This window comes from Streptomyces sp. NPDC057565 (genome assembly GCF_042801455.1).
GTDB classification, from domain to species: Bacteria; Actinomycetota; Actinomycetes; order Streptomycetales; family Streptomycetaceae; genus Streptomyces; species Streptomyces yanii.
The window spans coordinates 708,300-731,778 of sequence record NZ_JBHVFU010000001.1 but is presented as its reverse complement, the minus strand read 5'-3'; the positions used below and the strand labels follow the sequence as shown (position 1 = coordinate 731,778).

20 protein-coding genes and 1 pseudogene are annotated in these 23,479 nt (G+C 70.1%); 9 read left to right on the top strand and 12 right to left on the bottom strand.

Annotation, left to right across the window (positions count from 1 at the left end; translation table 11 throughout):
* Positions 1–15: 15 nt before the first annotated feature.
* The 8 genes and pseudogenes from ACFU8W_RS03030 to ACFU8W_RS02995 all read left to right on the top strand — a co-directional run.
* On the top strand, positions 16–1,203 hold the full coding sequence (locus ACFU8W_RS03030; RefSeq protein ID WP_384031695.1) for an ATP-binding protein: 1,188 nt from the start codon (positions 16–18) through the stop codon (positions 1,201–1,203).
* Positions 1,200–2,042, top strand: coding sequence for a roadblock/LC7 domain-containing protein (locus ACFU8W_RS03025; protein ID WP_384031693.1), 843 nt, complete (start codon positions 1,200–1,202; stop codon positions 2,040–2,042). Before ACFU8W_RS03030 ends, ACFU8W_RS03025 begins: the two co-directional genes overlap by 4 nt.
* A complete protein-coding gene (locus tag ACFU8W_RS03020) occupies positions 2,035–2,427 on the top strand; it encodes a DUF742 domain-containing protein (RefSeq protein WP_384031691.1) in 393 nt (130 codons plus the stop codon). Before ACFU8W_RS03025 ends, ACFU8W_RS03020 begins: the two co-directional genes overlap by 8 nt.
* Positions 2,428–2,430: 3 nt before the next feature.
* Positions 2,431–2,991, top strand: a complete 561-nt coding sequence (locus ACFU8W_RS03015; protein ID WP_384031689.1) for an ATP/GTP-binding protein — start codon at positions 2,431–2,433, stop codon at positions 2,989–2,991.
* 10 nt (positions 2,992–3,001) lie between these two features.
* Positions 3,002–4,381: a cytochrome P450 gene (locus ACFU8W_RS03010; RefSeq protein ID WP_384031687.1), complete on the top strand. Its 1,380-nt coding sequence runs from the start codon at positions 3,002–3,004 to the stop codon at positions 4,379–4,381.
* Between the two features lie 102 nt (positions 4,382–4,483).
* The gene (locus tag ACFU8W_RS03005) at positions 4,484–5,731 is read left to right on the top strand and encodes a cytochrome P450 (RefSeq protein ID WP_384031685.1); all 1,248 of its coding nucleotides are present in this window, start codon (positions 4,484–4,486) and stop codon (positions 5,729–5,731) included.
* Complete coding sequence (locus ACFU8W_RS03000; protein ID WP_384031683.1) at positions 5,728–6,513, top strand: enoyl-CoA hydratase/isomerase family protein; 786 nt, start codon at positions 5,728–5,730, stop codon at positions 6,511–6,513. Before ACFU8W_RS03005 ends, ACFU8W_RS03000 begins: the two co-directional genes overlap by 4 nt.
* A gap of 308 nt (positions 6,514–6,821) precedes the next feature.
* Positions 6,822–6,975, top strand: a pseudogene (locus ACFU8W_RS02995) (ISAzo13 family transposase); the annotation flags it as partial.
* A gap of 6 nt (positions 6,976–6,981) precedes the next feature.
* Here ACFU8W_RS02995 and ACFU8W_RS02990 read toward each other — a convergent pair.
* The 6 genes from ACFU8W_RS02990 to ACFU8W_RS02965 all read right to left on the bottom strand — a co-directional run bounded on the left by ACFU8W_RS02990 (position 6,982) and on the right by ACFU8W_RS02965 (position 14,352).
* Positions 6,982–8,202: a cysteine desulfurase-like protein gene (locus ACFU8W_RS02990; RefSeq protein WP_384031681.1), complete on the bottom strand. Its 1,221-nt coding sequence runs from the start codon at positions 8,200–8,202 to the stop codon at positions 6,982–6,984.
* A gap of 324 nt (positions 8,203–8,526) precedes the next feature.
* Complete coding sequence (gene rbsD, locus ACFU8W_RS02985) at positions 8,527–8,916, bottom strand: D-ribose pyranase (protein WP_376335336.1); 390 nt, start codon at positions 8,914–8,916, stop codon at positions 8,527–8,529.
* A complete protein-coding gene (locus tag ACFU8W_RS02980; RefSeq protein WP_384031678.1) occupies positions 8,913–9,818 on the bottom strand; it encodes a ribokinase in 906 nt (301 codons plus the stop codon). Before ACFU8W_RS02980 ends, rbsD begins: the two co-directional genes overlap by 4 nt.
* 37 nt (positions 9,819–9,855) lie before the next feature.
* Positions 9,856–11,805 (bottom strand): substrate-binding domain-containing protein, encoded by a 1,950-nt coding sequence (locus ACFU8W_RS02975; RefSeq protein WP_384031676.1) that lies wholly within the window; start codon positions 11,803–11,805, stop codon positions 9,856–9,858.
* Positions 11,795–13,339: a sugar ABC transporter ATP-binding protein gene (locus ACFU8W_RS02970; protein ID WP_384031674.1), complete on the bottom strand. Its 1,545-nt coding sequence runs from the start codon at positions 13,337–13,339 to the stop codon at positions 11,795–11,797. Before ACFU8W_RS02970 ends, ACFU8W_RS02975 begins: the two co-directional genes overlap by 11 nt.
* Positions 13,336–14,352 carry a LacI family DNA-binding transcriptional regulator gene (locus ACFU8W_RS02965; RefSeq protein WP_384031672.1) on the bottom strand — a complete coding sequence of 339 codons (1,017 nt, stop codon included), beginning with the start codon at positions 14,350–14,352 and terminating at the stop codon, positions 13,336–13,338. The genes ACFU8W_RS02970 and ACFU8W_RS02965 overlap by 4 nt, the downstream gene beginning before the upstream one ends.
* A gap of 984 nt (positions 14,353–15,336) precedes the next feature.
* Between ACFU8W_RS02965 and ACFU8W_RS02960 the strand changes: the two genes are divergently transcribed.
* Entirely contained in the window at positions 15,337–15,699 is a 363-nt protein-coding gene (locus tag ACFU8W_RS02960; RefSeq protein WP_384031670.1) for a DUF779 domain-containing protein, read from the top strand.
* 17 nt (positions 15,700–15,716) lie between these two features.
* Here ACFU8W_RS02960 and ACFU8W_RS02955 read toward each other — a convergent pair whose 3' ends face one another.
* The 6 genes from ACFU8W_RS02955 to ACFU8W_RS02930 form a co-directional block, all read right to left on the bottom strand.
* Positions 15,717–15,911: a hypothetical protein gene (locus ACFU8W_RS02955; RefSeq protein ID WP_266978044.1), complete on the bottom strand. Its 195-nt coding sequence runs from the start codon at positions 15,909–15,911 to the stop codon at positions 15,717–15,719.
* Between the two features lie 134 nt (positions 15,912–16,045).
* Complete coding sequence (locus ACFU8W_RS02950) at positions 16,046–16,936, bottom strand: phosphatidylinositol-specific phospholipase C/glycerophosphodiester phosphodiesterase family protein (protein WP_384031668.1); 891 nt, start codon at positions 16,934–16,936, stop codon at positions 16,046–16,048.
* Positions 16,937–17,262: 326 nt separating this feature from the next.
* Complete coding sequence (locus ACFU8W_RS02945) at positions 17,263–18,378, bottom strand: acyl-CoA dehydrogenase family protein (protein WP_384031666.1); 1,116 nt, start codon at positions 18,376–18,378, stop codon at positions 17,263–17,265.
* The gene (locus ACFU8W_RS02940; RefSeq protein ID WP_384031664.1) at positions 18,375–19,562 is read right to left on the bottom strand and encodes an acyl-CoA dehydrogenase family protein; all 1,188 of its coding nucleotides are present in this window, start codon (positions 19,560–19,562) and stop codon (positions 18,375–18,377) included. Before ACFU8W_RS02940 ends, ACFU8W_RS02945 begins: the two co-directional genes overlap by 4 nt.
* A complete protein-coding gene (locus tag ACFU8W_RS02935) occupies positions 19,559–20,524 on the bottom strand; it encodes an NADPH:quinone oxidoreductase family protein (RefSeq protein WP_384031662.1) in 966 nt (321 codons plus the stop codon). Before ACFU8W_RS02935 ends, ACFU8W_RS02940 begins: the two co-directional genes overlap by 4 nt.
* A gap of 222 nt (positions 20,525–20,746) precedes the next feature.
* Complete coding sequence (locus tag ACFU8W_RS02930) at positions 20,747–23,422, bottom strand: beta-N-acetylglucosaminidase domain-containing protein (protein ID WP_384031660.1); 2,676 nt, start codon at positions 23,420–23,422, stop codon at positions 20,747–20,749.
* Positions 23,423–23,479: the final 57 nt, after the last annotated feature.

Sequence of the window (23,479 nt, the reverse complement as noted above, 5' to 3'; positions counted from 1 at the left end):
CCGGGAAAGGTTTCCATGAATCGAGACGCACTTGTGTGGTGCTTGGTTGCGGTGGCGGCGATAGCCGTGGTCGCGGTCGTGGCACTCGTCGCCCGCAACAGAGCACTGGGGGCGAAGAAGCAGCACACCGAGGCCGAACTGAGGCGCGAGCTCCTCGCGTCGGACAGCCACCTGCACTCAGCGCGCGCCGAGCTGCAGAGGTTCCGGAACGAGCAGGACGCCACGCTCCGCGAAGCCAAGGAGGCGGCGGAGGAGAACACCAAGGCCGTCCTCAAGGGTGCCGCCAGCTTCCTGCAGAGCCTCGCAGCCGAGCAGACGACACTTCTGGACGGCATCCAGCACAAGTACGGCGGACACGCCGTCCTCAGCGACCTGTTGGACGTCAACCACGCCAACGCCCAGATGGCGCGCAAGGCTCAGGGCATCGCCGTCATGTGCGGTGCGCCGCTCGGCCGTCGCAACAGGCCCGCCAGCGTCTACGACGTGGTGCGCAGTGCCCAGGGCCAGATCCGCAACTTCCACCGGGTCGCCATCATGCAGCAGGCCGGTCTCGCCCTGAAGGCGTCCGCGGTCGCGCCCGTCGCCCTCGCCGTGGCGGAGCTGCTTGACAACGCGGCCAGCTTCTCGCAGCACGACGCGCCGATCGAGGTGACGTTCCAGCGCGTCCAGAACAACCTGTGCATCGTCATCGACGACGCCGGTGTCAGCATGAACGACGAAGAGCGGCAGCGGGCGACCGCACTGCTCTCCGGAGAAGTCGCCCCCCGTCTGTCGCAGCTCGGGACTCAGCCGAAGTTCGGCTTCCCGGTCGTCGGCCTGATCGCGCGTCAGCACGGTTTCAAGGTGGACGTCACCGGAGTCTCCCGATACGGCGGCGTCAGGGCCGTCGTCCTCTTGCCCGAGGAGCTGTGGACCATGGAGGAGATGCCGCCCGCCCAGGAGGCTCCGGTCAGCAATATCCGGCGCGCCACCGAGAGCCGGCCCCAGAGCGCGACGTCGCGCACGCTGAACGGTCTGCCCAAGCGCGGCGCACGCCAGGCGGCCATCGCGAGCGTCCCCGATCCCGACACCACCTCGCCGGCGCCGCGGAACCCGGGGGAGACCGGCCGCGCTTCCGGGCGCAGCCTGGGGGCCTTCCAGCGCGGCACGCTCTCCGGCCGCAACCTTGACGCCACCTCGTTCGAAGGATCCGAAGACGCATGACCGCAGACCTGTCGTGGATGCTCGAGGACATCGTGCACAACGTGCCCCGTGCACGCCACGCCGTCCTGCTGTCCGCGGACGGCCTTCCACGCGGCGCGACCGAAGGCCTGGCCGAGAAGGATGTGCGCACCATCTCCGCCGCCATGGCCGGGATGCAGTCGCTCAGCCGGGCGGCGGCCCACTTCGCCGGACCGGAGGAGGACCGGCAGTGGAACCAGACAATCATCGAGTTCTCGCATGGCTGGAGCTTCCTGATCGGGGCAGGGCAGGGCGCCTACCTGGCCGCCGCAGCCGCGCCCGATGTGGACATGCAGCAGATTTCCTTCCGCATGCACCGCCTTGTCGCCCGGCTGGGCAACAACCTCACCTCGCCGCCGAGGGTGAGCGCCGGGGACGCAGGAGGTGCGCGGGAGAGCGCCCCCCGGCAGCAGAGCGCCGGTGACGCGGGATTCGTCCTGGTCGAGCTCGACCAGGTGATGTCCGAGGTCAAGGGTGCCCGCCACGCGGTGCTGCTGGGATCGGACGGCCTTCCCCGCGGGGCGACCAGCGGGATGAGCCGCGACCTCGCGGACACAATTTCCGCGGCCATGACGGGCATCCACGCCTACAGCCGGGTTACCTCCCAGTTTGCGGGGGTCCTTGAGGACGCGGAATGGCGTCAGACGGTCATCGAGTTCCAGCACGGCTGGATCTTCCTGATGGCGGCCGGCCCCGGTGCCTTCCTGGCCGCTGCCGCCGAACATGACGTCGACATAGAGGAGTTCACCACGCGTCTGCACGAGGTGGTTCCCAGACTGACCGCGGCGGCAACACCGGGGAAGGGGACAGACCATGCCTGATGGGCCCGAGCAGGATGAAGAGCTGGAACTGACGTCGCCGTTAGTCCCCCTCTTCGTGATCACGAACGGACGAGCGCTGCCCCCGGACCACGAGTACGAGCACACGACGCTCGTGACGGTGGCAGCAGAGGACGGAGCGGTCGCGGCGCGCACGCTGTCCCCGGAATCGGGGCAGGTCATGGACCTGGTCGCGAACGGCTTCCTGTCCGTGGCCGAGGTGGCAGGGCACACGCACCTGCCCTTGGGCATCGTCCGCATCCTGCTGGCGCAATTGGAAGAGGACAGTCTCATCCTCGTGAGGAGTCCGATTCCGCGCGCCGAACGTGTCGACAAGGAACTGGTCAGCGCCGTGCTTGAGGGCCTGAAGAATCGATTCGGAGCGTAACGCGTGTACCTGGGATCAGCTGTCTCCCACGCGGTGAAGATCCTCATAGTGGGGCACTTCGGGGTCGGCAAGACCACCTGCATCGGCAGTCTCTCCGAGATCGAGCCCCTACGGACCGAGGAAGAGATCACCGAGGCCAGCGTGGGCTTCGATGACCTGTCGGGCACACCCGACAAGAAGACCACCACCGTCGCCATGGACTTCGGCCGGCTCACCCTGAGCGACACCCTGGTGCTCTACCTCTTCGGGACGCCCGGCCAGGAGCGCTTCAAGGAGATGTGGGAGGAACTCTCCCGGGGCGCCCTGGGCGCGCTGGTCCTCGTCGACCCGGAGCGACTGCACGAGTCCTTCCCCGTCCTGGACCTCGTGGAGCGTTTCGGCCTGACGTACGCCATCGCCGTGAACCACTTCGACGGCACCACGAACTACCCGCTCGACGAGGTGCGCGAGGCCCTGAACCTCACCGCCGAGACCCCTGTCGTGGAGTGCGACGTACGGGACGAGAACTCCTCGGCACAGGCCCTCATCACCCTCGTGAAACACCTCATGTCCCAACTCGGCTAGGAGCGCAGGAATGCAACAGCCACTTGAGCCGCAGGAGATACCTCCCGGCTGCCCCGCGCACGGGAACGTCCAGATGTACGGCCCCGCGTTCGGAGCCGACCCCGACAGCCACTACGCACAGCTGCGTTCGTTCGGTCCCAGTGCGCCCGTGGACATCGCCCCCGAGGTCCAGGCCGAGCTCGTCACCAGCTACGACGCCGCTCTGTACGTCCTGCAGAACCCCGCCTCCTTCGTGCGCGACTCCCGCCGCTGGAACGCCCTCAACGAAGGGCGCGTCCCGGCCGACAGCCCGGCACTGCCCATGATGGGTTACCGCCCCAACGCGCTCTTCAGTGACGGTGCGGCACATGCCCGACTGCGTCAGGCCGTTACCGACAGTCTCGCCACGGTCAACGAGCACCAGCTCATCCGGCAGACACAGCAGTCCGCCGCCTACCTGATCAGCCAGTTCAGTACCGACATCCGCGGCCAGGCGGAGCTGATGGCCGAGTACGCCCAGCCGCTGCCTCTGCTGGTCTTCAGCAACCTGTTCGGCTGCCCGCCCGAGATCGGCGACCGCGTGATCGCCGGGATCAGTGGCATCTTCGAGGGCACACCCGGGGCCGACGAGGTGCTCGGCGGGGCGCTCACCGAGCTGATCGCCCTCAAGCGGCGGCGCCCGGCAGCCGACCTCACGACGCGTCTGATGGGGCACCCGGCCCAGCTGAGCGACGAAGAGGTGCTGCACCAGCTGGTCACCCTGCTCTCCGGTGGCACCGCGCCGCTGGCCGCGACCATCGGCACCAGTAGCGCCCTGTACCTCGGAGAGGAATGGCAGGCCGGCCTCCCGGTCGAGGACGCGGTCTCCCAGACCCTCTGGAACTACGCGCCGATCGCCAACTACGCGGCCCACTACCCGACTCAGGACGTCGAGCTCGGCGACAGGGTGATCCGGGCCAACGACCCGATCCTGATCTCGTTCGCCGCGGCCAACACCGACCCGAAGCTGACCGAACACCGCGAAAAGCTCAGCGCCAAGGCGCACTTGGCATTCGGAGCGGGCCCGCACGCCTGCCCCGCCAAGGACCCGGCTTTCATGATCGCCGTGACTGCCGTCGAAGCACTGCTCAACCGGCTTCCCGACGTCGAGATGCGTGTCCCGTTCAAGGCGCTCACCTGGACGCCGAGCCCGTGGAGCCGCTCGCTGGTCACCCTCCCGATCCGCTTCACCCCGAGGGCTGTTCCCCAGGCAGCCGAGTCGGCCGGATCGAACGCGGGCCAGATGCCCCAGCAGCAGGCAGCCGCCTCCTCGCCCTCCACCGCCGCACCCTCGCATACGAACGCCGGTGTCGCGTCGCAGCCCAAGGGCGGCCTGTTCAGCCGCTTCCTGGCGTGGACCAGGGGCGAGTGAAGCAGAGTGATTTTAGTAACCTTTTGAGTACTCAGGGGTAGTGGATGCTTTAACGATCTTGTGGGTATGCATGGCGGCGGTTCTCAGAAAGGAGCCGCCACCATGGGCGTTGCCACAACTCCGTCGTACGACCGCCGGGCGTCCGCCTCCCTCTTCTCCCGTCTGCGGACGGCCAGAGGGCAGGCCGACCCCTTCCCGATATACGCCGAGCTCCTCTCGCGGGGCGAGGTGGTGCCCGCCCCCTGGGGCGGCTCCGTCGTGACGGGCTTCGCCGCCTGCGACCAGGTTCTGCGCAGTCGGCAATGGCTGGAGCCCGACAAGAGATGGCGGGAGCGCCAGGGGCCCGGGACACGCTGGAACGCACCCTCCTCACGCGAGATGAGCAACACACTCGCCGCGCTCAACCCCCCGGACCACACCAAGGCGAGACGGGCGGCGGGCACCTTCGACCGAGCCACTGTGGAGCGCATCGGCCGCAATGTGAACCGGACCGCGGATCGGCTCCTCGACGCCTTCACGGAGCGAATACGCACCGGTGAGGCGGACTTCTCGGAGCTTGTCTGCGAGGAGCTGCCGGTGGCCACCATAGGCGACTGGCTCGGGCTGCCGCAGGCCGACTGGCCCAGACTCAGACAGTTGACACATGATCAGGTATTCACCCAGGAGCTGCTGCCGTCGGCCAGCCAACTGGCATTGTCCGACGCGGCCACGGCCGAACTCCGCACCTATTTCACGGACCTGGTGCGTGACCGGCGCGCCCACCCCGGTGATGACCCCGTCACCCGATGGATCCAGACGTGGGACGCGATCGAGCCCGACCAGGACAAGGCCGACGAGGCGGTCTACTTCCTGGTGCTGTTCGTCCTGCTTGCCGCCCTGGAGACCACCGCGACCCTCCTCTCGACGATGACACTCCGGCTCGTCGAAAGCCCGGAACGCTGGGACATGATCGCCGACAACCCGGGCCTCGTACCCGGGTTCGTGGAGGAGACGCTCCGCTACGACCCGCCCACCCACGTGATCAGCAGGGTCGCCTCGCAGGACTCCGTGCTGGGAGGCGTCGAAATCCGCCGCGGCGAGATGGTCCACCTCATGGTCGGAGCGGCGCACCGAGACCCGGCCAGACACAGCGACCCGGACCGGTTCGACCCCGAACGCACGCCCGGCCACCTCGCATTCAGTGGCGGCATCCACTACTGCCTCGGCGCGCCGCTGGCCCGCCTCGAAGCCCAGACCCTTCTCCGCCAACTGATCCGGCGCCTTCCCCGCCTCACCCTCGTACGCCCCCCGTCGATGGCGCCCCGTGTGGCGTTCCGACGCCTGCTGAACCTGGACGTAGCCCTCGCATGACCGAATCGATCCCCACTCCCGCACACGCCCGGACCGCTCCCAAGGCGATACGTGCTGAGCAGGACGGCCCCGTACTGCATGTCCGCCTCAACCCCTGGGGACAGGACGACACGTTGGACGCCGCAGTCCTCGACGACCTCGCCACCCTGCTCGACGACCTCCACGACAGACCCGACGTCCGGATCCTGACGCTGTCGTCACTGGGTACGGACTTCTGCCTGGGTGCCGACCGCAACGAGTACCAGGAGGCACTGGCCGCCGATCCGTCCGGAGCAAGTCTGCGGCGCATCGCCGACAAGGCGCACCGCCTGTGCCAGGCCCTGGAGAACACTCACGCGGTCACCATCGCCCGGTTGCACGGGCGGGTCATCGGCGCGGGTCTCGCCCTCGCCTCCTTCTGCGATCTGCGCGCCGGTGCCGACACCAGCCGCTTTCGCATGCCGGAGGTCGGCATAGGGCTACCGCCGGCGTGGGGCGGGGCGATGGGACGCCTGGTCTCCGAGGCCGGCACCTCCAGGATTCGCGAGCTCATGCTCACCTGCGACGTCTTCGACGCCGACACGGCCCACCGTATCGGTCTGCTCCATCGGACCGCCCCACTCGACCAGCTGGACAAGGTGATCGATTCCTGGACCAGGCCCCTCGTCCGGCGCTCGCCCGAAGCACTCGTCCTGACCAAACGGATGCTGGCCGGCTACGCACGGGCGGACAGGACGGCAGACGTCTCCCTGCTCGACTCCCATCTCCTGGCAGCCACTCTCCAACAGCACGCAAGGGGCTGATCCTCCCAGGCTGATGCGAGCGTCCGGCCCGCCACGGACCGCCGAGGCATGGGGACGGCCGGGTGCCTCGGCGCGGCGAGGTACCCGGCCACTCACGATCGGGGCGGGTACCTCGCGCTGCGCTCGCAGCCCCAGCGGCTGGTACTCCAGCTGGACTTCGGTGTATGTCGGCGAGCGTCCAGCGCTGCCGGGTGGGCTCGTCGCCGTCGAACTCCCGGACCGCCGGCAGGCGGGCGGCAGCCCCGTCGTAAAGCCGCGGTCCTTTGGCGTCGTCGCCGCAGGAGAGCCACTGCCGTGCCTCGTCGCCGGGGTTACGCGAACTCGACTCCGGGGACGCTTCCCTGGGGCGAGCACGCCGGCCGGGCGGGGGCCGTATGAAGCCGGCTGACCTTGATCCCGGCCTGCGGCCCGCGCTGCTCGGCTCTGGTCGAGCCGGAAGAGCGCGCGGACCCGATGTCGCCGCCCGCGTCAGCCGGTGGCGGGCGAGGTGCCCAGAAAGCCGGACAGGGCGTCCAGCAGCCTGTCGACGTCCTCGGCGCTGTTGTAGGGGGCCAGACCGATCCGCAGTCCGCCCTCGTCGCCCAGTCCGAGCCTGCGGGATGCTTCAAGCGCGTAGAACGAGCCGGCCGGAGCGTCGACACCTCGCCCCGCCAGATATCGCGAGGCGACCGCGGCGTTTCGGTCCGCCAGGGTGAGCAACAGGGTCGGCGTGCGGTGAGCGGCCCGGGAGTGCACGGTGACACTGCCGAGGGCGGCCAGTCCTTGCTCGATACGGGCCCGCAGGGCGTCCTCGTGGGTCTCGATCGCCTCGAAGGCGGCGAGCAGCCTTTCCCGTCGGGTGCCGTCGGTGCTGGGGGCCAGTTCGGCGAGGAAGTCCACCGCCGCGCGGGCACCGGCGAGCAACTCGTAGGGCAGCGTTCCCAGTTCGAAGCGCTCGGGAACCACGTCGGTGGAAGGCAGGAGCTTGTCCGGCCGCAGCGTCTCCAGCAGCTCGGGGCGGCTCGCCAGCACGCCGAGGTGCGGGCCGAGGAATTTGTACGGCGAGCAGACGAGGAAGTCCGCACCGAGGCCGGGCAGGTCGACGGCGGCGTGCGAGGCGTAGTGCACCGCGTCCACATGCAACAGCGCTCCGGCCCGGTGTACGAGGTCGGCGATGGCCGGGATGTCGGGGCGGGTACCGATCAGATTGGACGCTGCGGTGACGGCGACCAAGCGGGTGCGCGCGGAGAGCACCTGTGAGATGTCGTCCGTCGTCAGCTCACCGGTGGCCGGGTTGAAGTCCGCCCAGCGGACGGTGGCCCCCACCGTCTCGGCCGCCTGGATCCAGGGGCGGATATTGGAGTCGTGGTCGAGCCGGCTGACGACCACCTCGTCGCCGGGGCCCCAGTTCTTGGCGAGGGTGCGCGACAGGTCGTAGGCGAGCTGGGTGGAACTGCGGCCGAAGACGATGCCCCGCGGATCGGCGCCCAGCAGGTCGGCCAGCGCGCGGCGGGCGCCGGTCACGACAGCCTCCGCGTTGCGCTCGCCCTCGGTGGTGAGACCCCGGTTGGCCAGCGGGTTGGCCAGCGTGTCCGCGATGGCGTCGATCACCGGTTGAGGTGTCTGGGTGCCGCCGGGGGCGTCGAAACGGGCCGAACCCGACTTCAGGGCGGGGAACTGGGCGCGGACGGCGTCGACATCGAAGCTCATGCGTACTCCTGTAGGCGAGATGACGAGGTGAGCGCCACGGTACGGGGTGCGGGAGCACGGCTGCCGGTGCGGGGAGCCCTGCTTGCCCGGGACCGCTGCGGCGAGGGGTCGAGGAACGGGGCTCTCTCCCTTCCGCATGTCTGCCGCCGGTCCTTCGGGATCCCACAGCAACGCCCGGCAGGCCTCGCTCTTCGACGCGGAGCTGCTGACCGCCTCGGTGGCAACGGCGCAGACGGCGCGGGCGCGCTGAGCTGCCGGACCCCCGGGGCATGAGTGAGGCCCGGCACGCCTTGCGCTGCCGGGCCTCACTCATATGCACACGGATCAGAAGAAGACTCCGCAGCGCAGCAGGACGTTCGCGTAGGGCCGCGCCTCCCCGGTGCGTACGACCAACCGCGCCCCCGCCGACAGCGCCTTGAGCTCGTCGTGCGGCACCAGCTGCAGATCCGGCAGGCATCCGGCCAGCAGTCCGGCGGCCGCCGGATTCGCCTCGCGCACCTCGCACGCGGCTGTCGCGCCCTCGATCACCAGCTCGTCCAACAGCCCTTCGAGCACATCGGCGAACGAAGGTATTCCGGCGCGGAAGGCCAGATCGACGACCCGCGGACCGGCCGGGACGGGCATGCCCGCGTCGCAGACGAGGACCCCGTCGCCATGGCCCAGCTCGGCCAGTGCCCCCGCCAGATGACGGTTGAGAATTCCGGCCTTCTTCACAGCGCGGAAACCTCCTCGGCGGTCGGGAAGGACGCCTGCGCGCCTTCCCTGGTAACAGCTGCGGCGCCCACCCGCACGGCGAAGGCGGCAGCCGTCGCGATGTCCTCGCCCAGGCTGAGCCGCCAGGCAAGGGCGGCGGTGAAGGCGTCACCGGCACCGGTGGTGTCCACGGCGTCCACCCGGGGGCTCGGGATCCGTGCCACGGCGTCCGTACGGCCGTCGGCGACCAGCGCGCCGTCCGCGCCCAAGGTGATCACCACCGACTGCGGGCCGAGGGCGAGGAGTGCCCGGGCCCAGTCCTCGGGGCCGGGCCCGGCGGAAGCGCCGAGCACGAACCGGGCCTCGTGCTCGTTGACGACCAGCGGGTCGCAGGCGGCGAGTACATCGTCGGGCAGCGGCGCGGGTGGCGACGGGTTCAGAACGAACCGGGCGCCCGGCGGCCGGGTTCGTGCGACCTCGGCCACGGTCTCCAGGGGGATCTCCAGCTGTGCCGAGACGACCCGGGCGCCGGCGAGCAGGTCGGCGGCGGCGCGGATGTCGTCGGGAGTCAGCCGGGCGTTGGCCCCCGGCGAGACCACGATGCTGTTGTCACCCGACGGATCCACCGTGATCAGCGCAACCCCGGTGGGCGCCCCGCCGACGAGGACACCACCGGTGTCCACGCCGGCCTCGCGCTGCGATTCCAGCAGCAATCGACCATGGGCGTCGTCGCCCACCCGGGCCAGCAGAGCGGTCTTGGCTCCGAGTCGGGCCGCGGCGACGGCCTGGTTGCCTCCCTTGCCGCCCGGATGGACGGCAAGGTCGGAGCCGAGCACGGTCTCTCCCGGCGCGGGGCGCCGCTCGACGCCGATCACCAGGTCGGCGTTGGCCGACCCTACGACCAGCAGGTCGTAGTCGTGCATCGCTGTCCTTCTTTCACTGGGATCCAAAGGTGGGTGGTCAGGAGAAGTCGGCGACGTTCTTCTCCGTCACGACCTTCACGGGCACCTTGACCATGCTGTCGACCTTCTTGCCGCGCGCGGCCTCGACCGCGTTCTGCACGGCAATCTTCCCGAGCTCCTTCGGCTGCTGGGCCACCGAGGCGTACAGCGTGCCCGTCCCGACCGCCTTCAGTCCGTCGGGGGTGCCGTCGAATCCGACGACGTCGACGGATGTGCCGGCCTTGCTGCCGAGCGCCTTGACCGCGCCGAGCGCCATTTCGTCGTTCTCGGCGAAGACGCCGGTGACTCCCGGGTGGGACTGCAGCAGGTTGGTCATGACGTCCAGGCCCTTGGTGCGGTCGAAGTCCGCGGGCTGGGAGGCGACGACCTTGATGCCCGGGTACGCCTTGATTCCCTCGGTGAAGCCCTGCCCGCGCTCGCGGCTGGCGGAGGTACCCGCGGTGCCCTGCAGGACGACGATGTCGCCCTTGCCGCCGAGCTTCTCGGCCAGCGCCTTCGCGGCGAGCCTGCCGCCCGCGACGTTGTCGGAGGCGACGAGCGTCGCGGTGTCCGCCTTGTTGACGCCGCGGTCGGCGGCGATCACCGGGATGTCGGCCTTGTTGGCTGCCCGCACCGCGGGTCCCACCGCATCCGAGTCCACCGGATTGACAATGATCGACTTCACGCCCTCACCGGTGAAGTTCTGGAGCTGGTTGGCCTGCTGCGAGGCGTCGTTCTGCGCGTCCGTCACCGTGAGGTCGATGCCCGCGTGCTTGGCCTCCGCCTGCGCGCCCGCCTTCATCTGCACGAAGAAGGGGTTGTTGAGCGTGGAGAGCGACATCCCGACCTTGGTCGTCGTACCGGAGGAGCCGGGGTTGAGGAAGGACACGGCCGCGACCACAGCCGCCACGCACACCGCGGCGATCACGAGTTTCGCCGCTCCCTTGCCGCCCGAACCGGATGCACCGGGGGCTGCCGACGTCGGGGACCCGCCGCCGGCACGCCGACGCACCGTGTCCAGCAGGACGGCGAGCGCGATGACCACACCGATGACGACCTGCTGCCAGAAGGCCGAGACGGACAGCAGGTTGAGCCCGTTGCGGAGCACGGCGAGTATCAGCGCGCCGATCAGCGTTCCGGACGCCTTGCCGACGCCACCCGCGAGGCTGGCGCCGCCGATGACGACCGCGGCGATCGCGTCCAGCTCGTATCCCTGTGCGGCCTGCGGCTGCGCGGAGACCAGGCGGGAGGCGAGGACGATGCCCGCGACGGCGGCGAAAAGGCCGGACAGTGCGTAGATGACGAGCTTCTGCCGCTTGACGCGGAGCCCCGACAGCCTGGCCGCTTCCTCGTTGCCGCCGATCGCGTACATCGAGCGGCCGATGTAGGTGCGCCCGAGGACGAGTGCCGTGACCAGTCCCATCGCGACCATCACGAGGACCGGAACGGGCAGCCACCCGCCGAGCGTGTCGCCGAGCACCGAGACGGAGTCGGGGAAGGCGATCGGGCTGCCCTGAGAGATGACGAGGGACAGGCCACGGCCGATCGAGAGCATCGCCAGCGTGGCGATGAACGGCGGCAGTTTCCCGTACGAGACGAGGGCGCCGTTGACGAGGCCGCAGGCGATGCCGGTGGCCACGGCGAGAATCACCGCGATCCACACGGGGACGCCCTCGGACGTCGCCATCCAGGCGAGTACGGTCGCCGAGAGCGCGGCCACCGAGCCGACGGACAGGTCGATGCCCGCCGAGACGATGACGAAGGTGACACCGAACGCGAGGATCGCCGTCACGGAGGCCTGCACACCCACATTGAGCAGGTTCTGAGTGGTCAGGAAGTCGCCGGAGAGCAGCGACATCGCCACCACCAGGACCACCAGGGCGCTCAGTGCGCCATTGTCGAGCAGGATGCGGCGGAGCGCCGAGGCGCCACTCGCGCCCGTATTGCTCTTGAGCGTGTCAGTGGCCACGGGAGCCCTCCACTTCATCGTTCACATCTGGGGTGTTTGTCACGGACGGGGCGCTGACGGCGAGCGCCATCACCGCGTCCTGGGTTGCTTCGTGTGCGGGCAGCTCGCCGGCGATCCGGCCCTGCGCCATGACGAGCACCCGGTCGCTCATGCCGAGGACCTCGGGCAGATCGCTGGAGATCATCAGGACCGCGTGGCCGGAGGCCGTCAGTTCGTTGATGAGCTGGTAGATCTCGACCTTCGCGCCGACATCGATGCCGCGGGTCGGCTCGTCGAGGATCAGCACTCTGGTGTCGGCGAGCAGCCACTTCCCGATGACGACCTTCTGCTGGTTACCGCCGGAGAGAGTGCGGACGTGCTGACCGAGGCCCGCCATCCGTACGCCCAGCTGCTCGGCGATCCGGGCGGCGGCCGCGCGCTGCCCCTTGAGGTCCACGAGACCGCCGCGGCTGGCCGAACGCAGCGTGACCAGGCCGAGGTTCTCCTGCACCGAGGCGTCGAGCACCAGTCCCTGACCCTTGCGGTCCTCGGGTACGAGTCCGATCCCGGCGCCCATGGCGGCGTTCACGTCGCCCCTGCCCAGGCGCTCGCCCCGCACCTCGACGCTCCCGGCGTCGTAGGGGTCGGCGCCGAAGACCGCGCGGACGACTTCGGTGCGGCCGGCACCGACGAGTCCGGCGAGTCCGACGACCTCTCCTGCGTGGACGTCGAAGCTGACGTCGTGGAAGACGCCGCCGCGGGTCAGCCCCCGCACGGAGAGCAGCACATCGCCGGTCTCCGGGCGTTCACGCGGGTACTGCTGATCGATGCTGCGCCCGACCATGAGTCGTACGAGCTCGTCCTCGGGTGTCGAGGCGGGCACCTGGTCGATGCTGCGGCCGTCACGCAGAACGGTGACCCGGTCGCCGAGCGCCGCGATCTCCTCCAGGTGGTGGGTGATGAAGACGATCCCCACGCCGTCCTCGCGCAGCTGCCGGACGATGCGGAAGAGCTTGTCCACCTCCTCGCTGGTCAGTACGGCGGTCGGCTCGTCCATGATCAGGACGCGGGCGTCCAGGCTGAGCGCCTTGGCGATCTCCACCATCTGCAACCGGGCGATGCCGAGTTCGCGCACCTTGGCCTTCGGTGAGACGCGTACGCCGACCCGGCGCAGAAGCTCCTCGGCGTCCGCCTCCATCTTCTTGCGGTCGATCATCCCGAAGCGCCGCGGCTGGCGGCCGAGGAAGATGTTCTCGGCGACGGTCAGCTCGGGCACCAGGTTGAACTCCTGGTAGATGGTGGCGATCCCGAGCCGCTCGGCGTCCTGGGCGCCGTGGACACGCACCTCGTTGCCGTCGACCAGGATCCGTCCGCTGTCCGGGCGGTAGGCCCCGGAGAGCATCTTGATCAGCGTGCTCTTGCCTGCGCCGTTCTCACCGAGCAGGACATGCACCTCACCGCGGCGCAGGTCGAAGTCGACGGAGTCGAGCGCGACCACGCCGGGGAAGGTCTTGCGTATTCCCTCGATGCGCAGCAACTCGTCCTGGCTGCTCACAGGTTGCTCCTCTGGTACGAAGCGGGCTCGCCGCAGGACCTGCGTACGACGAGACGTGCGGGAAGGGTGACGGACTGCGGGGGCCGGCCCTCTATGACGTCGACCAGCGCCCGTACGGCGGCTCGGCCGAGGTCTCCGGTCGGCTGGGCGATCGCCGTGATCGGCGGATCGGTGTGGACGAACCACGGGATGTCGTCGAACGCCGCGAGCGCGATGTCCTGCGGAACCCGCAGACCGCGTGCGCGGATCGCGTCCAGTGCGCCGAGCGCCATCAGGTTGTCGGCGGCGAAAACCACGTCCGGCCGTTCGGGCAGGGCGAGGAAACGCTCGGTGGCGCGTCGTCCGCTGTCCGCCTGGAAGTCGCCCTGCCCGATGTAGGCGTCGGGCAGCCTGAGGCCGTGCTCGCCCAGGGCGTCCCGGAAGGCCTCGACTCGCTCGCTGCCGGTCGTGGTGGCGGCCGGGCCCGCGATGATGGCGAGCCTGCGGTGGCCGAGGCGGTAGAGGTGGGCGACGAGGTCTCGGACGGCGGGACAGCCGTCGGCACGTACGACGGGCACGTCCACACCGGGAATCCAGCGGTCCACGAAGACCATCGGGGTGCCACCGCGCGCGGCGTCGAGTATCTGCGGGGAGCCGCCGTCGGTGGGAGAGACGAGGAGTCCGTCGATCCGGCGGTCGAGGAGCGTGCGGATGTGGTGGTCCTGCAGCTCGGGCCGCTCGTCGGCGTTTCCGATGATGACGCTGTACCCGAGGGCGCGAGCCGCCTCCTCGACGGAGCGGGCCAGCGCGGTGAAGTACGGGTTGAGCACGTCGCTGATGATCAGGCCGAGCGTGCGTGTCTGGTCGGTGCGCAGCGACCGGGCGACGGCGTTGGGCCGGTAGCCGAGCGCGTCGACAGCGGCGAGGACGCGGGCCCGCGCATCGGGGCTGACGGACGGATGACTGTTGAGGACACGCGAGACCGTGGCAACGGACACGCCCGCCTCGGCTGCGACATCTTTGATGCTCGCCACTGCCGGACCACCTCCTTGTGGTTTCCGTGGGCCTCGAATCCAGGGACATCGCGGTCGGCGCCGAAGCCATGGAAACGATTACACGGACGATTGGAAACGATTACATGCCTCAAGAGCAACCCCCTACCCCTGCAGCGAGACCCAACCGTAACGAAAACTGCTCATATGAGCGCGCCTCGGGCGACGCCCCGGCGTGGTGGAACGGCCGCGCTCTGTAGCTGCACGTCTACGCCGCGTACGGGGGCGCGGCGCTCTTCGCCACCGAGCTGCGGGGCGGTTGCGCGACATCGGGCACGCGGACTCCCCTGTGGTCGCCCCGCAGGCGTGGATGTCCGCGCCGTTCGACTGTGGCGCCTCGATCGGCTGCGACCCGGAGCAGGTTCGCGCCGTCCGCATGCGGGCCGCCGCGCGACTCGCAAGGTGTTCCTCATCCGCCGCACAGGCCGGCAGCCGGACGACTGCTGTGGGCGGTCCGGTCGCCCCTTGCGGCGGGCACCGCCTCACCCCGCGCATCCGGGCGGGCGAAACGGTCACCCTCCGCACTCGTCGAGCGTCGCGACGCCGGGCGCGTTGCCGGCCGTGGTCGCCCGGAAGCTTCGGTGGCGCCTCCTCCGACGCCCAAGTCAGCAATTTCCGGCGACAGGTGAACCGGGGTCAGGAACCTCGGGGCATGGCGCCGCTTCGGGAGCTCCCTGCGGCAGCAGTTCCGCACAGCTGCACACGATGTCCTCGTCCGCCATGAATCCGACCCCGCCCACTGCACCCGATCGTCGCGGATCCGCACCACGACCGGCCTGCTCGCGTCCCCCATCCGGGCCCCGCCATGCGCGTCGTCCCCTCCCCCGTCTCCCCCTGCGGCATCGACATGCGCACGCAACTGGACCCAGCGGCTCCCTCAGGAGGAGGCTGTGCAACCTTGCCGCAACGTTGCGGGGAGTTGGCTGAGTTCACCGCACCGGCGCCGGACAGCGAAAGGTCGAACACGTGACCCCTTCGGACGCACCTCTCGTGGAGCTCACGCCCGCAGCCGCCAATCTGGTGCGACAACTGCGGGAGGCCCATGGACCGCTGATGTTCCATCAGTCCGGCGGCTGCTGCGACGGCAGTGCGCCCATGTGCTACCAGGACGGCGAATTCCGTACCGGAGACTCCGATGTGCTGCTGGCCTCGCTCGCCGTCGAAGGAGTGGCGGAGCGTGTTCCCTTCTGGATGTCGAGGAGTCAGTTCGAGGTATGGGCGCACACCCGGCTGATCGTCGATGTGGTGGCGGGGCGAGGCAGCGGGTTCTCGCTGGAGGCTCCGGAGGGCGTGCGGTTCCTGATCCGTTCGCGGCTCGTCGGTGGCTGATCCGCGGCGGGAGCGCGTCAGGGCTGGAGGCTGCTGACAACATTCGCCGTGGCCGTCAGTCCCTCCTGGATCGTCGGCCCCATGCTCGTACCCGCAAGGAAGAATCCGAGCATCGCGCAGACGATCGCATGCGAGGGTTTCAGTCCGCCGTTGCGGAGAAAAAGGACCGCAAGCATCAGCAGAAGCAGCACCAGTGAGATCGAAATGGCCATGGCCAACCTCCTCCGCCGCGCCGGAATGCGGCATTCGGCCGCCAGTGTGGCGCAGCGGAGGGGCCATCCGGCGGACTGGCGTGTCCGCCATCCGGGTGTTGACTGGCTGTCACCTTCTCCGGCCGTACGGCCCGTCAGATGCCGCCCCGGGCACCCTTCTCCTTCGTGCGGAGGAAGAGTTCCAGCCCCGTCAGATCGTCGGTGTTGAGGTGGTCGACCCCGGCGGCCAGCAACTCGTTCCAGACGGCGTCCCGCTGGGGGCCCGCCACGTCGGGCGTGGCCCAGAAGCGCACACGCCGGCCCTCGCGATGGGCGGTGGTGACGAGGGCGCGGAGCCTGTCCCGTTCGGCGAGGGGGAAGGGGCCCGCGCCCAGCCAGCTGAAGCTCTGGGTCCAGTTGCTGCTGATGAGCGGGATGAACGAGGCGGTTGCCGCAGTGCCGAGGTCGTCGAGCCGGCCGTCGTAGAAGGCGAGGCGGGTGCGCTGCGCCTCCATGGGGACGCGGGCGGCCCGGTCGCCCGATATGACAGGGGTGACCGCGCCTGCGCGGACCCGGCCGTCGTGGTACGAGGTCAGCATCCGGCGGTAGCGCTGAAGCTGCCGGTCGAGTTCGAGGTAGGCGGCGGCCCCGTCCGTCTTGATGTCGATGAGCAGCTGTACGGGCTCGCGGTGGCCCGGGTACACGGCGCCGTGGTTGGCCCTGACCCTGGCCAGCAGCGGGTCGAGGTAGAGCGACGCGAGAGTGCGGGCGGGGTCGAGATCGGAGGCCTCGTGGGCGACGAGGAGTTCCCCGTCCACGAGAAAAATGTCTGCTTCGACGCTGGTGAACCCGTGGGAGAGCGCATCGTGGAGGGGGTGCGTATGGAGGTAGTCGTTGTGCGCGTGGGCCTGCCGGAGGGGGCGCGGGTGGTGGCGGGCGACTGCAGCGGGCTGCGCAGCCGCGGCCGACTGAAGGGGTACGGCTGCGCCTGCGGCGACCGTGGCGAGAGCGGTGGTGACGACGCGGCGGCGGGTCGGGAACGCCATGGATTCTCCCGGGTTCAGGGTGCGGGCCGGACGGGCGGACCCGACCGAGTATGGGCCCGGGTGACCTCTGCCGGGCAGGTACCTGCCAAGAGTTGATCCGGACGTCGTCCGCCCGTCGGCTGGTGTTCCCCGGCCGGGCCGGGGTCGTCCAACCCGGGGTGGCGCCACCGCGGTTCTGGTTACCGCCGCTGCAGCTCCACAGGTTCAGCTGCGCCTCGGCGCTGCCATCGGGAATGGACGACCAGGAACCGCCCGCCCGGAACGACGAAGGGGCGGGGCTGCCACGCACCCCCGCCCCACGTCCCTTTGTTCGCAAGGCCGTTGCTCTACGGTGCGGGCAGCTCCATCAGCTCGGCGATGGCGTCGCGGTGACGCCCAGCCGTGCCGTACGCGATCGAGTCGGCCTTGGCCCGCTTCAGATACAGATGCGCGGGGTGCTCCCACGTCATGCCGATGCCTCCGTGCAACTGGATGCACTCCTCCGCCGCGCGGACCGCGACTCCGGAGCAGTACGCCTGCGCCACGGCCACCGCGAGCGGCGTGTCGGGGCTGCCGGACGCCAGAGCGTCGGCGGCGTTGCGCGCGGCGGCGCGGGCCGAGACGACCTGGAGCCAGAGCTGCGCCATCCGGTGCTTGAGCGCCTGGAACGAACCGACGGGCCGGTTGAACTGGTGCCGGTCGCGGGTGTACCGGACCGTCTCGGTCAGGCACCATTCGGCGAGACCGAGCTGCTCGGAGGCGAGCAGTCCGGCACCGGCGAGCAGCCCCCGGTGTACGGCGGGGCGCGCGGCCTCCGCGTCCGCGAGGCGGGTGCCGGTGGCCGCGGTGAGGGTGACGGTGGCCAGCGGGCGGGTCAGATCGAGCGCGACGAGCGGCTCGACGGTGACGCCCGTGGCACCGGCCTCGACCGCGTACAGGCCGTCGCTGGTCGGCACGAGCAGCAGATCGGCGGCGGCCGCGTCGGCGACCGCGGTGACGATCCCGTCAAGGGTGCCGGTCACCGTCACGGTCCCGACCGCTGCGGAGAACGGTACGGCGAGGACCGCGACCTTGCGGCCCGCCGCCAGCTCACCCAGGAGTTCGCCGACCGGTCCGTCCTCCGTCCCCAGTGCGAGGAGTGTCTCGGTGGCGACGACCGCGCTGGTCAGATAGGGGGCGGGGGCGACGCTGCGGCCCAGCTCCTCCAGGACCACCGCAGCCTCGCGATGGCTTGCACCCTGACCGCCCAGCTTCTCCGGCACGAGCAGCCCCGCGGCGCCGATGTCCGCGCCGAGTGCCTTCCAGAGCTGCGGGTCGTACGGCGTGTCGGACTCGATTCGGGCGATCACCGTCGGCGCGTCGGCCCGGTCGGCGAGCAACGACCGTACGGCGGCCCGCAGATCGTCCTCGGCCTCCGAGTACAGCAGATCGGGCGCCACGGTCTCTTCGGTCTGTGCTGTCATCGGGACAGGTCCTTCCAGGCGACGTCCTTGTCGTTGCGCGGCTCGGCTGGCAGCCCGAGGACGCGTTCGGCGACGATGTTCAGCAGTACCTCGCTCGTACCGCCCTCGATCGAGTTGCCCTTGGACCGCAGATAGCGGTAGCCCGCATCGCGTCCGGTGAAGTCGACCAGCTCCGGGCGACGCATGGTCCAGTCGTCGTACAACAGCCCCTCGTCGCCGCGGAGTTCTACCTCCAGGCCGCTGATCTCCTGGTTGAGACGGGCAAAGGCGAGCTTCATGCCGGAGCCCTCGGGGCCCGGCTGTCCGGCGACGAGTTGCTGGCGCAGCCGCTCACCGGCGAGCCGGGCGACCTCGGCCTCGACCCAGAGGGTGAGCAGGCGCTGGTGGAGATCGTGGGTGCGCAGTTCGGGATGTTCGCGCCAGGTCCTGGCAACGGGGCCGATCATGCCGCCCTCGCGCGGGATGCGGGATCCACCGATCGACACACGCTCGTTCATCAGGGTGGTCTGGGCGACCTTCCAGCCGTCGCCGACCGGTCCGAGCCGCCTGCTGTCGGGGATGCGTACGCCGGTGAGGAACACCTCGTTGAACTCGGCCTCGCCGGTGATCTGGCGCAGTGGCCGCACCTCGACGCCCGGGTCGGTCATGTCGCAGATGAAGTAGCTGATGCCACGGTGCTTGGGCAGGTCAGGGTCCGTGCGGGCGATGAGGATCGCCCAGCGGGCCACATGGGCGCTGGACGTCCAGACCTTCTGCCCGTCGACCACCCAGTCCTCGCCGTCCCGGACGGCGCGGGTGCCGAGCGCCGCCAGGTCGGATCCGGCGCCCGGCTCACTGAAGAGCTGGCACCACACCTCCTCGCCGACCCACAGGGGCCGCAGAAAACGCCGCTTCTGCTCGTCGGTGCCGAAACCCAGGATGGTGGGGGCCGCCATGCCCAGGCCGATGCCGATGCGGCGCGGGTCGTTGTCGGGGGCGCCCGCGGCAGCGAGTTCGGCATCGACGACGGGCTGCAGTGAGCGCGGCGCGTCGAGTCCACCGAGCCCGGCCGGGTAGTGGACCCAGGCGAGTCCGGCGTCGAAGCGGGCCTTCAGGAAGTCGGTCCGGTCGGTGGTGGCCGGGGGGTGGGCGGCGAGCAGTTCGCGGGTGAGGCGGCGGAGTTCGGCCGCGTCGACGGTCGTCATCGGGCACCTCCCGCAAGGACGACGATCCGGCCGGTGCTCGTGCCGTCGGCGACACGCTGAACGGCGGCCGCCGCCCCGTCGAGTGCGACACGCTCGCTGATCAGTGGCTTGACGACGCCCTGCGCCGCGAGCGCGGTGAGCTCCTCGTGGCAGGCGCGCACCGCGGCCGGGTCCTTGGTGTTGTACAGACCCCAGTGGAGTCCGACGATCGAGTAGTTCTTGACGAGAGCGTGGTTGAGCGCAGGGGTGGGAATGACGCCGCTCGCGAATCCGACGACGATCACCCGGCCCTCGAAGGCGACGCACTTGACGGACTTGACGTACGCGTCGCCGCCGACCGGGTCGTAGACGACATCCGCCCCGCGTCCGCCGGTGAACCCCTTGACCGCTGCGACGATGTCCTCGCTGCGTCGGTCCACGACCAGGTCGCAGCCGAGCTCATGGGCGGTCTTGGCCTTCTCGGGGCCGCCGACGACACCGATGACCTTGGCCCCGGCAGCCTTGCCGAGCTGGACGGCCGCGCTGCCGACTCCGCCCGCCGCGGCGTGCACGAGAAGAGTCTCGCCCGCCTGGAGGTGCGCCCTGCGGTGCAGTCCGAACCAGCCTGTCTGATAGCCGATGTGCAGGGCGGCCGCCTCGGCGTCGTCCAGGGCTTCCGGGGCCGGCAGGAGCGCCGCCTCGTCCGCGACGACGTACTCGGCGAATCCGCCGTTCGGCAGGGCGGGAGTGGCGAGGACCCGGCGCCCGTCCGGCGTCTCACCGCAGATCTCCACGCCCGGGGTGAACGGCAGCGGCGGCCGTACCTGGTACTGGCCGCGGCAGAGCAGCGCGTCGGGGAAATTGATGTTCGCCGCGAGCACCTTGAGGAGCACCTGCCCATCGCCTGGTGTGGGCCGGTCCGTCTCTTCGAGCCGCATCACCTCGTTCGGCTCACCGTTCCGGTGCACTCGCCATGCCTGCATGAGGGGCCTCCACAACACTGTCGGCATTTCCACTGCTCCGGGGCATACTAAGCGGTCGCTTGCCTCTCTGGGAACAACCTGCCCGGACCGTTTCGACCGGACCGGGACATGACTGCGCGCCCGGCATGCCCCGGGAGGTACGGGGATGCCGGGCGCGCGGTGGGCCGGAGCAGGACCGGCCGGCGTCATGGGCCTCCGGAACGGCCCCTCCTGGTTACGCGTTCAGCCGACCACCAGCTCGGCGATCTGCGGTGCAGCGGACCCGGCACGCCAGGCGAGACGTACCGCATCGGCCGTCCGCCCGGTCGCATTCACCCTGGTGTAGGGGCCGTCGAGCGCACCGACGGTCCTCCAGATCCCGTCGGTGCCCCGGAGCTGGATGTCGGCGAGGGCCTCCGACCCGGCCGACTGCAGAACGGTGACGGACCCGACGGAGCGCGCGGAGCCGAGCCCCAGCTCCAGCGCCTCACCGGCCTCGGGCGCGCGCGCCGCCCGGTAGACGGTGCCGAGGTCGCCGTCGGCCGCCGCACGCAGGGCGGATCCGGCGGCGGCGGGCGGTCCGCCGGCCACCGCACCGCCCTCCGTCTCGATGGCGAACTCGCGTACGACGAGCCAGTTCGTCTGGCCCGCGGTTGCCCGCGCCCGCACATAGCGGACCTTCGTCCCGGCGGGGGCGGTCGCGGTGACGTCCGGCTTTCCGGAGAAGGCGGTGAGCTGCTGCCAGGTCTGCCCGTCGGCGGAGTACTCCAGCACCCCGTCGTGGAGGTAGTCGCCAGTGCTTCCCGGCTTGGCCATGGCCAGGGTGATACCGCCGATCTCCCTTACGCGGCCCAGGTCGACGGTGACCTGATCGCCGGCGGCGGGCGCACCGTCGCTCCAGAAGTACGTGGAGTCGTCGCCGTCGAGCATCCGCGCGACGGTGTTGGTCTGATACGTGCCGAGGCTGGTCGATGCCGTGGGCCTGCCGCTCACACCGATGATCCGGTCGTGCTCGGCGGTGGCCTTGTCGAGGAATCCGTCCAGCACCCCGTTGCCGACGATGACCGGCACCTTGCGGCCGTCAAGTCCCGTGTAGGTGAAGGACTTCGCCTCGGCCACCAGCGCGGGCAGCTGCTGGCGGAGCTCCCACGCCTGCGCACCCTTTCCGGCGCGGGCCGCCTCGACCATGCGCAGTGCCGTCCGGGTGGCGGTCGCCCAGGACTCGGTGGCGTCCAGCCAGGGGCCCGAGTCGTCGATGAAGCCGCGGTCCGGGAGGCTGCTGCGCAGGCGGCCCGGCGCGTTGCCCAGGTCGCGGAGCACGGAGGTGAGCCGGTCCGCGTCGCCGGACTGCCAGTAGCGGGCGAACTCGCCCGCCAGGTCGGGTGCCTCCTGCTTGTTCAGCGCCGAGCTGTAGTTGATGTCGGCGAAGGCCCGCAGCGCCTTCTCGGTGCGGGCGTCGCCGCCCGCGTACTCCTTGAGCCCCCGCAGCCACGAGCCACGCTCGTCGTAGGCGGCGTCGTTCCAGGAGTAGTCCGCGACCGTGTAGAGCGAGAGCTTGGAGGCGTACGGCTGGATCATCGGGTTGGCGGTGATCCCGGCCAGCTCGCCCGGCAGCCCCTTCTCCCGGCCGTTGAACGGCCCGAGCAGCAGCCGGTTGGTCACGTAGTCGTTGACGGGATAGTTGTCCCAGGTCAGGATCGGGTGGTTGAAAACCGTGCGGGCGGCCTTGGCCTGGGCAACGGTCATCGTCGGTGCGATGACGCCGACGCCCGTCCACTCGACGAGGACATTCGGGTCGAGCTGCTCGGCGAGCGCCTTCTTGTAGGCCGTGGCCGAGACGTTGTAGTACTCGGTGGGCACCATCTGAAGCGGCTGGGCACCCGGGTGCGTGGCGATGAACTCCCTGTTCACCTTGTTCAGGAGATACGCCTGCGCGGCGCCCGCCGCACCGCCGCCGGTCCCCCATTTCGCCTTGTCCGCCGCACAGTTCCAGTCGGTGTAGCTGATGTCGTCGAGCGGGACCGCGAAGGTGCGAACGCCGATGTCCCAGATCGCCTGGAACTTGTCGACGAGCGCCTTGGCGTCGGTGTCGGAGCTGTAGCAGACGGAGAGTCCGGGCGAGAGGGCGTAGGTGAACTCGACGTGCCGTTGCACGGCCCGGTCGGTGAGTTCCTTGATCTGCGCCAACTGCTCCGCGGGGTACTGGTCGCGCCACTTCTCGCGGAGGTACGCGTCGTCCTTCGGCGAGTACACATAGATGTTCATCTTGTGCTCGCCGTAGTAGTCGAGCTGGTCGAGGCGGGCCTCGTGCGACCACGGGGTGCCGTAGAAGCCCTCGATGACGCCGCGCAGCGCGGTGCCCGGCCAGTCGCGTACCGCAAGCCCGTCGACCTCGGCGCCGGGGTGGCTCTGCCGGGGCAGGATCTGACGGAGGGTCTGGGCGGCGTAGTACGTTCCGGTGGTGTCCTTGCCAGCGAGGACGATGCGGTCGGCGCCGACGCCGAGGACATACCCGTCGGCGGGCAACGCGTCGGGGCCCTCGATGTGCTGGTCCGCGAGGGCGGCGGAGACACCGACGTGAACGGTGAGTCCGCTGCCGCCGGGTCTGTCGCTCCGTACGATCCGCTGCGCACCGGCGCGGCGCAGCGCGGCTTCGACAACCTTCACGGAGGGCTCGTCGGAGGTGTCGCCCGTCACCAGGGTGACGGTGGGGCTGATCGTGACCCGGTCGGACCGGGTCCTGACCGACTGCGGGGTCGGGGTGATGGCCGGAGTGCTCTGGCCGGTCACGGCGTTCCCCGGGGCATCCGGACGGCCGCCGTCGGCGGCCTGGGCGGCCGGCGTGGCGGTGAGCAGGCCGCCGACGAGCAGACTCGCGGCCGCGCCGAGCGCGGTGAGACGGGGTGGGCGAGGCGTCACATGTCCTCCATGGGTCACTCAAGTCACCAGAGTCGCGCAACACAACGAGACCGAATT